At 66.3% G+C, this 14,507-nt stretch carries 12 protein-coding genes; 7 read left to right on the top strand and 5 right to left on the bottom strand.

Going from position 1 to position 14,507, the window contains the following annotated elements:
- Positions 1-70 precede the first annotated feature (70 nt).
- Positions 71-868, bottom strand: coding sequence for an SDR family NAD(P)-dependent oxidoreductase (locus tag TZ53_RS05025; protein WP_052628092.1), 798 nt, complete (start codon positions 866-868; stop codon positions 71-73).
- 296 nt (positions 869-1,164) lie between these two features.
- Between TZ53_RS05025 and TZ53_RS05020 the strand changes: the two genes are divergently transcribed.
- From TZ53_RS05020 to TZ53_RS05000, 5 genes are all read left to right on the top strand, one after another.
- On the top strand, positions 1,165-1,710 hold the full coding sequence (locus TZ53_RS05020) for a carboxymuconolactone decarboxylase family protein (protein WP_025551184.1): 546 nt from the start codon (positions 1,165-1,167) through the stop codon (positions 1,708-1,710).
- A 222-nt stretch (positions 1,711-1,932) separates the two neighbouring features.
- Positions 1,933-3,279, top strand: a complete 1,347-nt coding sequence (locus TZ53_RS05015) for an MmgE/PrpD family protein (protein ID WP_025551185.1) — start codon at positions 1,933-1,935, stop codon at positions 3,277-3,279.
- Entirely contained in the window at positions 3,272-4,069 is a 798-nt protein-coding gene (locus tag TZ53_RS05010) for an SDR family NAD(P)-dependent oxidoreductase (protein WP_025551186.1), read from the top strand. Before TZ53_RS05015 ends, TZ53_RS05010 begins: the two co-directional genes overlap by 8 nt.
- Before the next feature lie 34 nt (positions 4,070-4,103).
- Positions 4,104-4,985: an NAD(P)-dependent oxidoreductase gene (locus TZ53_RS05005; RefSeq protein WP_025551188.1), complete on the top strand. Its 882-nt coding sequence runs from the start codon at positions 4,104-4,106 to the stop codon at positions 4,983-4,985.
- A gap of 31 nt (positions 4,986-5,016) precedes the next feature.
- Positions 5,017-5,808 (top strand): N-acyl homoserine lactonase family protein, encoded by a 792-nt coding sequence (locus tag TZ53_RS05000; protein ID WP_044660628.1) that lies wholly within the window; start codon positions 5,017-5,019, stop codon positions 5,806-5,808.
- A 24-nt stretch (positions 5,809-5,832) separates the two neighbouring features.
- On the opposite strand, the gene TZ53_RS04995 is transcribed toward TZ53_RS05000, so the two are convergent.
- Together TZ53_RS04995 and TZ53_RS04990 are read right to left on the bottom strand one after the other, a co-directional pair.
- A complete protein-coding gene (locus tag TZ53_RS04995; RefSeq protein ID WP_044660627.1) occupies positions 5,833-6,867 on the bottom strand; it encodes an ABC transporter substrate-binding protein in 1,035 nt (344 codons plus the stop codon).
- Between the two features lie 21 nt (positions 6,868-6,888).
- Complete coding sequence (locus TZ53_RS04990; protein ID WP_157009775.1) at positions 6,889-9,804, bottom strand: TonB-dependent receptor domain-containing protein; 2,916 nt, start codon at positions 9,802-9,804, stop codon at positions 6,889-6,891.
- Positions 9,805-10,139: 335 nt separating this feature from the next.
- Here TZ53_RS04990 and TZ53_RS04980 point away from each other — a divergent pair, with 335 nt between their 5' ends.
- Entirely contained in the window at positions 10,140-10,937 is a 798-nt protein-coding gene (locus TZ53_RS04980; protein WP_025549805.1) for a DUF2189 domain-containing protein, read from the top strand.
- Positions 10,938-10,942: 5 nt separating this feature from the next.
- Here the strand turns inward: TZ53_RS04980 and TZ53_RS04975 are convergent, their stop codons facing one another.
- The gene (locus TZ53_RS04975) at positions 10,943-11,848 is read right to left on the bottom strand and encodes a LysR family transcriptional regulator (RefSeq protein ID WP_044660625.1); all 906 of its coding nucleotides are present in this window, start codon (positions 11,846-11,848) and stop codon (positions 10,943-10,945) included.
- A 96-nt stretch (positions 11,849-11,944) separates the two neighbouring features.
- On the opposite strand from TZ53_RS04975, the gene ilvD reads away from it, so the two are divergent.
- Entirely contained in the window at positions 11,945-13,798 is a 1,854-nt protein-coding gene (ilvD, locus tag TZ53_RS04970; RefSeq protein WP_044660624.1) for a dihydroxy-acid dehydratase, read from the top strand.
- A gap of 247 nt (positions 13,799-14,045) precedes the next feature.
- On the opposite strand, the gene TZ53_RS04965 is transcribed toward ilvD, so the two are convergent.
- Entirely contained in the window at positions 14,046-14,477 is a 432-nt protein-coding gene (locus TZ53_RS04965; RefSeq protein ID WP_025549807.1) for a MarR family winged helix-turn-helix transcriptional regulator, read from the bottom strand.
- Positions 14,478-14,507: the final 30 nt, after the last annotated feature.

Genomic DNA, 14,507 nt, shown 5'->3' with positions numbered 1-14,507 from the left:
CTCCGTCACCTCCGCTTATTCGCCCTTTCCGGGGCGCTTATGGTCTTTGCTATCGTGAATTCATGGTCGTTCAGGCGGCGATCACGCCTCCGTCGACGGATATGATCGATCCGGTGACGAAGGATGCCGCCTGCGAAGCCAGCCAGACCACCGTGCCGGCCATCTCCTCCGGCTGCGCGACGCGGCCCATCGGCACGGATGCGGGCCGCACGTCGCTCACCTGGCTGCGGCCGGCGCGCATATTGTGCAGCAGGTCGGTCTGGACCGGTCCGGGCGCGATCGCGTTCACCCGGATATTGTGGGGGGCAAGCTCTATGGCGGCGGACTTGGTCAGCCCTGCGACGGCATGTTTGCTGGCGGAATAGGCGCCGACATAGGCGAGGCCGGAGAGCGCGGCGGTCGAGGCGAGGTTGATGATGGAGCCCCCCTGCCCCGCCGCCAGCATAGCCGGAATCTCATATTTCATGCTCAGCCAGGCGCCGCGCACGTTGATCGCGAACAGATTGTCGAAATCGCGCGCCGCCAGATCCTGAATGGCCGCCGCCGGGCCGGGGATGCCGGCGTTGTTCATCGCGATGTCCAGGCCATCCATGATCCCGGTCGCGGCTGCCACCAGGGCTTCGACGCTTGCCTCATCGCGGACGTCCACGGCGCGATAATGAACGGATTGCCCGCTGTCCGACGCGATTTCACGGGCCAATGCCTCCCCCCTCTCCTTTTCCAGCCCGGACATGACCAGGCTGGCGCCGGCTGCCGCGATGGCGCGGGCGCAGGCCAATCCTATGCCGCTGTCGCATCCCACGACCAATGCCTTGCGCCCCAGCAGCGTAAAGAGATTGTCGGACATGGAAACACCCTTCTCGATCATGATTGGCGCTTGAAGCGGCGCTGGAAAGGCGTTGCGCAGCCATTGGGAAGGCGGCCGCTCCCGATCCTTTTCACCATCCTCATTGAATCTTTATGAGATACCGGTACCATAGGATGGTTCGGTTTAGCTAGGGCCAAAGTTCGCGAAGAATGCCATATGCCGTCGCTTCAGCATAATGTTATTGGATAGCCAATGCTTTCCCGATGTGCTGGAATTGCGCGAAATCCGCTAAATGCCGTGCCGTTCTTGGCTGCCCTGTCCGCAAGCGCCGGCAGGACCCGGAAACAGGAGATTTCGTGACACGCATTCCTTATCCAGACCCCGCCGGCCTGTCGGAAACGAAGCGCGAAGTGCTGTCCGGGGCGTTCGGTCGCGTGCTGAACATATCGCGCATGGCCATGCATGCTCCCGACCCCTTCTGGGCGCCGCAGCGCGCACTGGGCCGCGCCGCCATCTTCGACATCAGCATCACGCCACGCCAGCGCGAGCTGATCATCCTGCGCGTCGCCTATCTGTCGCGTTCCGACTATGAGATCTATCATCATGAAAGCATTGCCGCCGCGCTGGGCCTGACGGAGCGGGAGAGGCAGGGGCTGGAAAGCGGCGACTTCAGCGTCTTCGCGGCGGAGGAGCAATGCCTGTGCGATTTCGTCAGCGAGCTGGTGTCGGACGTTTCCCCTTCGGACAGGAGTCTGGCGGCCATGCAGGAATATTTCGGCCTGCCCACCCTGTTCGAGATCCTCTTCATCACCTGCACCTATATGATGCTCGCGAGAGTGGCGGCCGTCAGCGGTGCGGAGATCGACGATGAAGCCGTGACCAACTGGAATCTGCGACGCTGAGAATGCCCTGGAGCGCGGGACAGGCGTAGCGCGGAGGGCCGTTGCGCGCCTGGCCCCGCCCGACCGAAAACCGGGCCGAACCTGCCGCCCAGGAAAATTGGGACTTGTGCCATGCGGGTTCGCGGCGTATCCCAATCGTGATACCGGTATCTTCAATAACGATCTGGAGGGGTCCGAGGGGTGATAGCCGCTTCGCAAAAACTGTCGGCCTGGGTTAGGCAAATGCGGTTCGATGATCTGCCCGACGATGTTGTGACCGCGACCATGCTGCGCGTCATCGACGTGGTGGGGCTTTCCATCGCGGGCAGCCAGCGCCCGTTCGGCATGTCGGTGCGCAGCGCCACCGCCGGCCTGCATCCCGGAACGGAGGCCCGCATCTGGGGCGGGGCGGCGCGGTCGAGCGTGTCGGGCGCGGCCTTCGCCAACGGCGCGCTGTCGCAGGCGCTGGAATATGACGACACCCATAATGAATCGATCGTGCACATGAGCAGCCCCGCCGTCGCGGCGGCGCTGGCGCTGGGCGACCGCCTGCGCTGCGGCGGGCGCGACGCGATCCTGGCCATAGCCATCGGCAACGAGATCAGTTGCCGCGTCGGCAGCCTGGCGCCGGGTCAGTTCCACAAACGGGGATTCCACCCCTCCGGCCTGTTCGCGCCGTTCGGCGTGAGCTGGCTTGCGGGAAAGATGCTGGCGCTGGAGGAGGATGCGATGATCCGCGCCGCCGGGATCACCGGCAGCTTCGCCGCGGGGCTGATCCAATGCTGGGTGGACGGCACCCAGTCCAAATTCCTGCACCCCGGCTGGGCCGCGCAGAGCGGGATCGCCGCGGCGACACTGGCTGAGGCCGGCGTCACCGGTCCCGCCGAGGTGCTGGAGGGGCGCTTCGGCCTCTATGCGTCGCATCTTCAGGACGAGGCCGTGACACCCGACTGGCGCCGGCTGACCGATGCGCTGGGCGAGGAATGGGAAAGCCGGAACGCCTCCTTCAAGCCCTTTCCCGCCGCCCATGTCATCCATCCCTATGTCAGCGCGCTGCTGCGGCTGCGCGAGCGTCACGGCCTGTCGGCAGAGCGCATCCGCGCCATAAGGTGCGATGTCGCGCCCTATATCGTCGGCATCGTGTGCGAGCCGCAGGGCGAGAAGCTGCATCCGCTGACCGATTCGCACGGGCGGGTCAGCCTGCAATATACGCTGGCGGAGGCGCTGGTGCGGGGCAGGCTGGGGAAGGACGCCTATCAGCCGGAATATCTACGCGACGAGGCCATTCTCTCCCTGGCGCGGCGGGTCGAATATCGGGTCGACGGGTCCCTCCCCGGCCCGGAGCAGTTCAAGGGGGTGATTTCCGTGGAACTGACCGACGGCACCGTCCTTGAGGAGATCGAGGAACATAATCGCGGATCGTCGGAAAATCCGATGACCACCGATGAGATCGTGGCGAAGTTCAACGAGAATGTGGCGGGAACGCTGACCGCAGCGCAGGCCCGGCGCCTTGTCGACGCCGCACTGGCGCTGGACCGGTGCGAAGACGTGTCGCGCTTTACCGAACTGACGGTGACGGACCATGAATGACGCAGGAAGACTCGCCGGCCGCAATGCGCTGGTCACGGGATCGGTCGGGGGGCTGGGCCAGGCCATGGCGCGCAAGCTGGCGTCGGCCGGCGCGAACGTCATGCTGCACGGGCTGGAAGATCCGGAGGAAGCCGCCTGCCTGGGCGAGGCGATCGAGCGGGATTATGGCGTGCGCGCCGTCTATTGCCGCGCCGACCTGCGCCAGGCGTCGGCCGTGCGGGACCTTGTCGACCATACCGAGCGGACGCTGGGTCCGGTCCATATCCTGATCAACAACGCCGTCGTCCGGCATTTCGCGCGGATCGAGGATTTCCCCATCGACAAATGGACCGAGGCGCTGGCCGTCAACGTGACCGCCGCCTTCCTTGCGACGCAGATGGTCCTGCCGAAGATGAGGGAGGCGCAATATGGACGGGTGTTCAACATGACGTCGGTCTATGGCTATCGGGGCACCGTCAACCGGGTGGACTATGTGACGACCAAGACCGCGATCCAGGGACTGACGCGCGCCACCGCGCTGGAGACGGCGGGCAGTCCGATCACCTGCCATGCATTGATGCCCGGGTCGGTGCTGACGCCCCTCTGGTCCGACCGGCTGGAGCGGATGATGATCGAGGAAGGGCTGACGCGGCCGGAGGCGGAGACGCGCTTCCTGGACGGGAAGCAGCCCAGCGGCCGGTTCGTCGATGTCGACAGCGTCGCGGAGGTGCTGCTGCTGCTGTGCGGCCCCGCCGGAACGGATATGAATGGGGCCATATTGCCGATCGAGGGCGGATGGATGGCCCGCTGATGCCAGCGGCAGGGCGATGTTTGAGGAGCAGTCGATGACGCAGAGCCGGAATGTGGGATTTATCGGCCTTGGCAGCATGGGAAGCGCCATGGCGCCCCGGCTGCTGGAAAACGGCCATGCGGTGATCGCCTATGACGTCAATCCTTCGGCGCGGGCGGCTTTCGCGGCGGCGGGCGGCCTGGCCGGCGACAGCGTGGAGGAGGTCGGCAACCGGGCCGACATGGTGTTCACCAGCCTTCCTTCCCCCCAGATCGTCCGGCAAGTGGCGGCCGAGCTGGCGGGGACGAGGGTCGGGATCGTGGTCGACCTGTCGACCATCGGTTCGCGCGCCTCTGCCGAGGCGGCGGGCCTGCTGGCGCAGCATGGCAGGTCGTTCGCCGACGCGCCGGTCAGCGGCGGGCGCGCCGGGGCGCTGGCGGGCAAGCTGACGCTGATGCTGGCCGCGCCGGCAGCCGTGCAGGAGGAGGTCGCGCCCCTGCTTTCCCATTTCGGCAAGGTGATCCCGGTCGGCATGCAGCCCGGTCAGGCGCAGACGATGAAGCTCATCAACAACATCATGTCGGTGGTGGCGCTGGCCGCGACGTCGGAGGGGATGGCGATGGGGGTCAAGGCGGGGCTGGACCCGCATGTGATGCTGGACGTGCTCAACATGTCGAGCGGGCAGAACAGCGCCACCCGGGACAAGTTTCCCCGCGCCGTCGTCCCGCGCACATTCGACTTCGGCTTCGCGACCGGCCTGTCGCTGAAGGACGTCCGGCTTTGCCTGGACGAAGCGCAGGCATTGGGCGTACCCATGATGCTGGGCAATCTGGCCAAGACGATGCTGGACATCACGGCGGCGCAGTTCGGCGCGGATGCCGACTTCACGATGATGGCGCGGGTCGTGGAGCAATGGGCCGGCGTCGAGATCGGCTGAACGCCTGACGCGAGATTTGGGAGGGAAGTCGTTGGAGGATTGCTATCAGGTCTATGCCGTCCAGTACGGCCATCACGATCGCACCGCATCGGCCAATTTCGTCGGCGGCGATCCGCACGACCGGCCGATGCCGCTCGACTATTTCGTCTGGGCGATGGTGGGCGACCACGGCACCTATATACTCGACACCGGTTTCGACGCGGCCATGGGGATCAAGCGCAACCGGCAGTTGGTGCGGCCCGTGAACGAAGGGCTGAAGACCATCGGCATCGACGCCGCCGCGGTCAGCGACGTCATCATTTCCCACATGCATTTCGATCATGCGGGCAATCATGCGATGTTCCCGCAGGCGCGGTACCATGTGCAGGATGCGGAAATGGCCTATTGCACCGGCCGCTGCATGTGCCACGAGCCGCTGCGCCACGCCTATGAGCCCGGCGACGTCCAGGCGATGATCGGGCGGCTGTTCGACGGCCGCCTGCAATTCCACGATGGCGACAGCGAACTGGCGCCGGGCCTGACCCTGCACCGGGTCGGCGGGCATACGCGCGGATTGCAGGTGGTGCGGGTGAAGACCCGGCGCGGCTGGGTGGTGCTCGGTTCCGACGCCGCGCATCTCTACGCCAATTTCGAGCAGGCGCGGCCCTTCCCCTCCTTCGACAGCATGACCGACATGCTGTTCGGCTTCGACAGGATGCGGGAACTGGCGAGTTCGGAAAACCACATCATTCCCGGCCATGATCCGCTGGTGCTGAGCCGCTATCCCCGGGCGCGCGACGGCGTGGCGGGGGTGGTCCGGCTGGACGCCGAACCGGCGTCCTGAGGGCGGAACGCGGGGCGCTGCCGCTCAGCGCGCCCGCGCCTCCCGCAACAGGCTGGGGTCGATCAGCCGGGAAAGCGTTGCGCGGTCGCGCGGCGGGCGGCCGTCGATCTTCGCGAGCCACTGCTCCTCCTCCACCATCACGTCCAGCAGGTCGTCGGGAAGCGCGCAGGGAAAGCGGTGATGATGCCATGACTGGCGAATGAGTTCGAGATTCTGGCCGGTCCGTTCCGCCAGCATCGCCTGCATTTCGCCGGGATCTTCCTCCGCCTTGCGGCAGCCGGCCAGCAGTTCGCGCAGGAAGGCGACGACCTGTTTCCGCTTCGCCGGATCGCGGAGCGTCCCGGCCCTGGCGTTCAGGCTGTATATTTCGCGATAGGCGCCCTTGGGCTGGATGCTGAGGCCATTGTCCCCCAGCGCGAGAGCCGCGCGTTCCGCTTCGGGTTCCCAGGTCGACAGCGCGTCGACATCGCCCTTGATCACCGCGTCCGCGCCGGCCCTGGCGGTCAGGGGAACGATGGTGACGTCCGCCTCGCCCAGCCCCGCGCCCTTCAGCAGCCTGTGGAGGTAGAAGGCGGCGGAGGTCTTGACGAACACCGCGATCCGCTTTCCCTTCAGGTCCGCGACGGAGGCGATGCCGGAGGAGCGCCGGGCGAAGATGCGGTACAGGCCTTCCGTCGTGGTGACGACGATGCGGACGTCGGGATGCTTCAGCGACATGCGCAGCGTCTGCGTTTCGGCATTGCCGGCGAGATCGGCCATGCCGGGATTGGGCGGCGGCGGCGCGCCCTCCGCATGCCCGCCGACCGAAGCGGCGAGCGCGGGGTCGGGCGCCGCCCAGAGGTTGGGAACCCCGCCGCTGGCGGTGACGACGGTTCCGGGCGGCGCATTCTTCGCCGCCAGCAGAGCCGGCCCGAACTCCAGCACGGATCGATGGCCGAAGACGGAAAGCGGTTCGGCCGGAGCCGTTGGGGCATTGACCGCCGCCGACGGCGCGGCGGCGCATCCGCAAAACGCCAGGGCCGCCATGGCTGCGGCCAGAGCCGCCTTGTTACCGCGCATCGTCATTCTCCCCCAAGGGCGTCAATAGCGGAAGCGCACGCCGAGCCGATAGGCACGACCCACCAGGTCATAATAGGTCCCGTCGAAGGAAGGGAATGGCGGATCGGTGTCGAGCAGATTGTCGATCGTCCCGAACAGTTCCACCTTCCTGTCGTTGTCCTCGCTGCGGGTCAGGACAAGCTTTCCGCCCAGATTGAAGTAGATGCGGCTGGGAATCCTGTTGATGTTGAGGCTGGTCGCCGTCCCCGGCACGGCGGCGGTGTCGATCTTGCCGTCGTTGATGTAGCGCGCCTGGAGGTTCACGCCGAAATCGTCGGTGTCATAGGCGATGGTCGCGTTCATCGTCAGGTCCACCATGCCGACCGTGCCGCCATTGACGGGCGTTCCATTCTGTCCGGAACGATCGATGGCCCCGGTCGTGTCCGTCAGCCTGTAGTCCCAGACATAGGTGGCGAGCAGCCGCGTGCTGAGATTGCCCGCGCCGAGGGGCATGCGATAGGACAGTTCGATGTCGACGCCGCTGGTCTGGAACCGGTTGAGGTTCAGATAGGGCGTCACCATCTCCGTGATCGGACCGTTGGCGACGGGGCGGGTGATGAAGGCGCAGCGGCTGGCGTCGCCCGCGACGCAGGAGTCGAGGACGACCTGCGCGACGGAGGTGTTGATGACGCCGTCTATGTCGATGTCATAATAGTCGACCGACAATTGCAGGCCCGATGCCCATTGCGGCTGATAGACGAACCCCGCCGTCAGCGAATTGGCGACTTCGGGTTCCAGGTTCCTGTTGCCGACGGAGAAGGTGCGCACCGTATAGGCCGTATTGGTGACCGGGTCGATGATGCGCGCGTTCTGATTCCTTTCCGGCGTGAACATTTCGGTGAGATTGGGGGCGCGGACATCGCGCGAGCGGGTGGCGCGGACGCGGAATTCATCGGTGATCGACCAGTTCACGCCCGCCTTCCAGGTCCACACGCTGCCCGCGCCGCTATAATCGGCGTAGCGGGCGGCGGCGTTGACATCCAGATGGCGGAAGAATGGCCTGTCCGCCGCCAGCGGAACGAGCAGCTCCACATAGCCTTCCTTCACGTCGAACGATCCGTCCACGAAGGCGGAGTTGGCGCTGGAAAAGGCGCGGGCCGCCTCCAGCGGGCTGGGGATGGAGAGCAATGTCTCCCGGCGATATTCGATGCCGGTCGCGATGGACACGGGGCCCGCCCAGGTCGAGAAGGGTTCCGCCTGGAGATTGCCGGCGACGACCGTCTGGGTCGTCTTCTGATGCTGGAGCGAGAGGCCGGTCACATAAGCCTTGGCCGCGTCGCTGGCCGTGCCGGTGCCGAAGATATTATAGGGCACGCAGCCCGCCGCCGCGTTGCGGATGGCGGCGTTGGGGCTGAGCAGGTCGCGGCAGACGGGGATGGAAACGCCGTTCTGCGTCACGTTCACCACATCGATGGCGCGGCGCCAGTTCGCCTCGATCCGCTGGCCGATGACGCCGCGGATGAACCGGTTCTGGCCATATTGCGCATAGACGTCCCATTTGATGCCGCCGAAGGAGCCCTCGGCGCCGATCAGGCCGCGGGCGGTCTCATTCGCCTTGCTGACGATCTGCTGGAAATTCTCGGTCCCGAACCGGCCGAGCTGGAAGCTGGTGAGCGCCGGCGCGCCGGCCGGCCGCGTCGCATTGTAATTGTCGATCGCCGCCCGCGTCGCCGCCGGGATGAAGGGATTGTCGGCGCTGACGACGATGGGGGAAAAGGCGCTGGTGCTGGGCGACTGGGTGCCGAAATTGCGCGTGCCGATGCTGGGCACGGTCCAGTCGACATGGGCGTAGTTGCCCTCCGCGAAGAAGCTGGTGTCGCCGCTTTCGAAGCTGACCCGGCCCATGGCGACGACGCGCTCATGCGGCTGCCTGATGTTGACGCCGGTCCAGGAACCGATGCCGTACCCGTCGCCGCCGATCTGGTCGTCGCCCCATACTTCCCCGAAGTTGAACTGGAAGGGAGTGCCGTCCGGCGCGAAGGCGGTGCCGCGCAGCGGTCCGGTGGCGATCAGGCCGCCGGGCGTCTGGGAGGCGTAGTGGACGTTCTTCGTCCAGATGCGCGCGGGCTGGCCGTTGGTGGCGAAATTGGGATTGGTGACGAACCACCATTCCTCCCGCCCCCAGTCGCGCGTGTAATTGTCACCCACCCCCTCGTCATAGGAATATTCCGCGCCCAGGATGATATGGCCCGCGCCGTCGGCAAAGCTTGTCCCGCCGCCGAGCGCGACCTTCATGTTATAGCCGTCGCCTTCCTCCGAGATGCCGGCCTGCGCTTCGCCGCGAAGCCCGGTCAGCTTGTGGTCGAGGATGATGTTGACGACACCGGCCACGGCGTCGGAGCCCCATGCGGCGGACGCGCCGCCGGTCACCACCTCGGCGCGTTCGACCAGGAAGGTGGGAATGAGGCTGAGGTCGACGGTGCCGACATTGGACGTCGGCACGAAGCGATGGCCGTCGACCAGGACGAGGGTGCGGTTGGCGTCCAGCCCGCGCAGGTCGGCATAATAGCCGCTATTGGTGAAGGTGCGCGCCGCCGACGGGTTCTGGCTGGGGCGGAAGGCGGGCGCCTCCTGCAGCACCGAGCCGATGCTGATCGCTGCGCGGTTCTGCACCTGCTCCGCACCGATCACGGAAATGGGCGTGGGGGCGTTGAAGCCGTCCCGCACGATGCGCGAACCGGAAACGACGATGTCGGCCTCCACCGGCGGATCGGACGGCGCGGGGGGCGAGGATGGGGCCGGGATCGAGGAGCCGGCCGGGGCGGCGTCCGGCGGTTCCGAAGCGCCATCCGCCGGGGCCGCCGCACCCTGCTGCTGCGCGAAGGATGGACCCGGCGGAGCCATGGCGGCGAAGGCGATACCTGAAAGCAGGGCAAGTCTGGTCGACGCAACGCGCATGTCATCCCTCCCGATTGCCCGCGTGACGCAGGTCTGTCGTTCTGTTCGCAGAAGCGGATCGTAGAAGCGGACCGTCGAAAAATCGCTGAACGAAATAACATTCACAATAACTGAGAAACATGCCGGAGGCGCATCATCCAGCAGTGGTGCGACAGGCGAAGCCAAGCAGGGGCATCAAAGGGCTGGCGGGTGCCGTGTTCCGGGTGTAGGATGCCGCCATTGGCCATGAGGCGCTCCCTCATGCCGAGAGATGCTCGCCCCGGAAAAGCGCGCATGTCCCGACAGAGGACATATAAGAACAGGAGCTTCATGGCTCTCGGTCAGGAGAGCGAACCATGGCAATGGCTCACCCGTCCCAGGCGGCGTCCGCCGGGCAAGATATTTCCATCCGCACCATCACGTTCGACGATCTGCGCGTCGCCCTGCGTCAGGGGTGGGACGATTTCCTCGCCAAAAGGGGCGATCTGGTGTTCATCGGCTTCATCTATCCGATCATCGTCGCGCTCGCGATCATGTCGGCCAGCCGGATGTCGATCCTGCCGCTGATCTTTCCGCTGGTGGCGGGCGCGATCCTGCTGGGGCCCGCCTTCGCCAGCGGTTTCTACGAACTGGCGCGGCGGCGGGAGGCCGGGCTGGACGCGCGCTGGCGCCATTTCCTGGACGTGATCCGCAAGCCGGGCGGGTCCGCCCTGTTCGACCTGACCTGCGTGCTGGCGCTGCTGTTCATGGCGTGGATGGCGACGGCCTGGTTCATCTATCATGCGACGCTGGAAAATGTGCCCGGCTCGACATCCTCCGTGGGCGCTTTCCTGTCGGCCATATTCGGCACGTCGCAGGGCTGGCAGATGATCGTGCTCGGCAATCTGGTCGGCTTCGGCTTCGCGCTGCTGACGCTGGCGGTCAGCGTCGTCTCCTTCCCCATGGCGGTGGACAAGCCGGTCAGTTGGGGCGTCGCGGTGCGCACATCCTGCCGCGTGGCATGGCATAATCCGGTGACGGTCGCGGCCTGGGGCCTGATCGTGGTCGCGCTGCTGGTGCTGGGCGCCCTGCCCGCGCTGGTGGGGCTGGCGGTGGTGCTGCCCGTGCTGGGCTATGCCACCTGGCACCTCTATACGCGCGCGGTCGTCCGGTAAGGCGATCAGCCCCCGGCCATGTCGAGGGCGATGCCCAGCAAGGCGCGCAGCGTCGGCGCCTCGTCCGACCGGCGCCACGCCAGGCCGGTTTCCAGCATGGGGGCAAGGCCGGCCAGCGGCAGATAGCGCACGCCCGTGCGCGCGAGGTTGCGCAGCGAGGCGGGGACCAACGCCAATCCCATGTCGGCGGAGACGAGGCTGATGATCGTCTGCATCTGGATCGCCCGCTGGCGCACATGCGGCTCCCGCCCCTGGGCGCGATAATGGTCGATGACAAGGTCGTGGAAGGTGGGCGCGACGTGACGCGGGAAGAGCAGCAGCGGCTGGTCGAGCCAGCCCTCCCCGGCCAGCCTGCCGTCCTCCACCAGCAGGCGGCCGTCCTTCACCCAATTCTCCGGCACGGCGGCCACCAGCGGCTCGCGCAGCAACGGGCGATAGTCGATGGCCGCGGGCAGGCCGGATGCGGGCGGGATCAGCAGCCCGGCGTCGGTCCGCCCTTCCACCAGCGCCTCCACCTGCACGTCGCTGGTCGCTTCCACCAGCGTCATGTCCACCCTGGGGAAAGCATTGGCATAGCGCCGCACCAACGTGGGCAGGATGCTGTAGTCCGCCGAACTGACGAAGGAGAGGACAATCCGCCCGACCGTCCCGGCCTGCAGGCGCCGCGCCACGGCAGCGAGGTCGGCCACGGCCCCCACGGCGGGCCGGACATGCTCCAGCCATTGCCGTCCAAAGGGGGTGAGCGCCACCTGCCGCTTGGTCCGGGCGAAGAGAGGCGCGCCCAGTTCCCGCTCCAGCGCCATGATCGACTGGCTGAGCGGCGGCTGGGTCATGCCCAGCCGTTCGGCGGCGCGGCCGAAATGCAGTTCCTCCGCCACGGCGAGGAAATAGTTGAGCTGGCGCAGATCCATGTCATTCATCCTGCGACCTTATAGCGCGGCTGCAATATATTTCACAACCTGTCCGCAAAGGCGTAAGGCGGCCGGACAGGAACCGAGGACAGACCCATGCCGCATTATCGTTCACGCACCAGCACCCATGGCCGCAACATGGCGGGCGCGCGCGGCCTTTGGCGCGCCACCGGCATGAGGGACGAGGATTTCGGCAAGCCCATCATCGCCATCGCGAACAGCTTCACCCAGTTCGTGCCGGGGCATGTGCACCTCAAAGATCTGGGCCAGCTTGTCGCGAGGGAGATCGAGGCGGCGGGCGGCGTCGCCAAGGAATTCAACACCATCGCGGTCGATGATGGCATCGCCATGGGCCATGACGGCATGCTCTATTCGCTGCCCAGCCGCGACCTGATCGCGGACAGCGTCGAATATATGGTGAACGCCCATACCGCCGACGCGCTGGTGTGCATTTCCAACTGCGACAAGATCACGCCCGGCATGCTGATGGCCGCGATGCGCCTCAACATCCCGACCATCTTCGTTTCGGGCGGTCCGATGGAGGCCGGCAAGACCGAGCTGCGCGGCAAGACCGTCGCGCTGGACCTGGTCGACGCCATGGTCGTCGCGGCCGACGACAGCTATACCGACGAGGAAGTGAAGGTCATCGAGCGGTCCGCCTGCCCGACCTGCGGTTCCTGCTCCGGCATGTTCACCGCCAATTCGATGAACTGCCTGACCGAAGCGCTGGGGCTGTCGCTGCCGGGCAACGGATCGACGCTGGCCACCCATGCCGACCGCGAAAAGCTGTTCCTGGAGGCGGGCCGCACCATCGTCGACCTCGCCAAGCGCTGGTACGAGCAGGACGACGCGTCGGCCCTGCCCCGCAACATCGCCACCTTCGCCGCGTTCGAGAACGCGATGAGCCTGGACATCGCCATGGGCGGGTCGACCAATACGGTGCTTCACCTGCTCGCCGCCGCCTATGAGGGCGGGGTGGATTTCACCATGGCCGACATCGACCGTCTGTCACGGCGCGTTCCCTGCCTCTGCAAGGTCGCGCCGGCCAAGAATGACGTGCATATGGAGGACGTCCATCGCGCGGGCGGCATCATGGCAATCCTGGGCGAGCTGGAGCGCGCCGGGCTGGTCGACGCCAGCCTGCCGACCGTCCATGCGCCGACGCTGGGCGACGCGCTCAACCGCTGGGACATCGGCCGCACCAATAGCGAGGAGGTCCGCAACTTCTTCCGCGCCGCGCCCGGCGGCGTCCGCACCACCCAGGCGTTCAGCCAGAACGCCCGTTGGGAGGAACTGGACACCGACCGCGAGACCGGCGTCATCCGCAGCGCGGCGCATCCCTTTTCTAAGGATGGCGGGCTGGCCGTGCTGTTCGGCAATATCGCGCCCGAAGGCTGCATCGTGAAGACGGCCGGGGTGGACGAATCCATCCTGACCTTCCACGGCACGGCACGGGTCTATGAAAGCCAGGACGCTGCGGTCGCCGGCATCCTGGGCAATGAAGTGAAGGCGGGCGATGTCGTCGTCATCCGCTATGAAGGGCCCAAGGGCGGGCCGGGCATGCAGGAAATGCTCTACCCGACCAGCTATCTGAAGTCGAAGGGGCTGGGCAAGGCCTGCGCCCTGATCACCGACGGGCGCTTTTCCGGCGGCACTTCGGGCCTTTCCATCGGCCATGTGTCGCCCGAAGCGGCGGAAGGCGGGCTGATCGCGCTGATCGCGACCGGCGACCCCATCCTCATCGACATTCCCAATCGCGTGATCAGGCTGGACCTGGACGACGCCGTCATCGCCGCCCGCAAGGCGGAAATGGAGGCGCGCGGCGCGAAGGCGTGGAAGCCGTTCGGCCGCAAGCGCCATGTGTCGCCCGCCCTGCGGGCCTATGCGGCGCTCACCACCAATGCGGCGCGCGGCGCGGTGCGGGATGTGGGCCAGGTGGAAAAGGATTGATATTCAGGGCGCGCCGCATTCGACCCCGCGGCGCGTCGTTCCGGACGATTGCCCGCGGGCCGTCAGTGGAGGAGGATATAAAGCGTGCCGGTCAACGCCAGGGCCGACGCGCTGCACAGGCTCAGCAACCCGACGCTGCATTGGCACATGCTGTAATGCATACGCTCCATCGCACTCTCCCTTGCCGCCGGGCTTATGCCGGTCGGGCGGGGCGATGATAACAGAGAATATCGCGCGAATCAAAAGGTCAGGCGTCGTCCAGTCCCTGCAATAATTTTTGCAGCGCAGCATGGAAATGCCGCCGTTCCGAAGGGTTCAGCGCCTTCAAAAGCTTTCCCCCCAGTTGCAGGCGGAGAGGCTCCGTCACGGCGACCGCCGCCTCTCCGGCCGGAGTGATGGCCAGCCGCTTCACCCGCCGATCGTCCCTGTCCGGCACCCGCTGGATCAGGCCCTCGCGCTCCAGCCCGTCCAGCGCCTCCGTCACCGTGCGCGGCGCGAGATTCATGATCTCGGCAATGTCGGCGGCGCGCGCCGTTCCCAGCTGCGCCTTTATGCACATCAATATCTTGGTCTGGGCGAGCGATGCGCCCTGTTCCGTCATCGCGCGGTCGAACGATCTGCGGATCAATGTGATGACCCGAAACAGGTCGGTCAGTAGCTGTTCGTCGGCGCCATTCATGAGGAACCTCAATAAATGGTATTGCGCTAT

This window comes from Sphingobium sp. YBL2, assembly GCF_000943805.1.
GTDB lineage: Bacteria > Pseudomonadota > Alphaproteobacteria > Sphingomonadales > Sphingomonadaceae > Sphingobium > Sphingobium fuliginis.
This window is presented reverse-complemented; position numbering and strand designations above follow the sequence as displayed.